A 608-nucleotide genomic window follows, 5' to 3' on the forward strand; every position below is an offset into this window, starting at 1 on the left:
GGCAATCCAAGCGAATGGTCCAGTGACTGGCTCCTTTCAACATTTAGCGGGTGCCCGGCAGCGCTCATTGCAATGCTCACCTGGCACAAATGATCGGAAGGCACTTGTGTCTGCCAGGCAAACAGCGGCGAGTTGTCTTCCTGAACGCGACCCCAAAGGAGTACGTCCTGTAAGGACTCGGCCTGCCCGGTCATGGAAACCGGTCGGTGTACCCAAGATGCCGGCGCAAGGTTTTCCCTGGCGCACCATTCAGGTTGTGCAAGCAACAGGACAAAAACAGACTCGGCCTGTTCGGCGGTAGGCTGTTGAAAAAAATTGAGCTCAAGCGACAGCATCAACGGACACGGCGAGGGGTCGTCGAGCCAGGTATCCAGCCAAAGCAAACCGTCGTCCTGGTTCGCCAACCACACATGTTCCACAACCAGCACCTCACCTAGGCATTCACGCCAAAGCGACAAGATCCTTTCGTCGCTAACTTCCTGGTTATGCCTTATACGAACGCAAACTGGTGTAGTACCCGCAAAACGCTGCAAGTCCTCATCAAGGCCGCGCATGACCTGATGAACATAAGCCGTTAAACGCTCCGTGTACTCTTGTTCCGTATAAAA

The 608-nt window shown here is 54.4% G+C and carries 1 protein-coding gene; it reads right to left on the reverse strand.

The genetic code is table 11. The annotated features are described in order from the left end of the window. Positions 1-608: hypothetical protein (locus tag ACM6I6_RS24485; RefSeq protein ID WP_414920831.1), on the reverse strand; the 608-nt coding region annotated here is incomplete at both ends.

This window comes from Pseudomonas sp. IT-P218, from assembly GCF_949767605.1.
In the GTDB taxonomy this organism is placed as follows: Bacteria; Pseudomonadota; Gammaproteobacteria; order Pseudomonadales; family Pseudomonadaceae; genus Aquipseudomonas; species Aquipseudomonas putida_AE.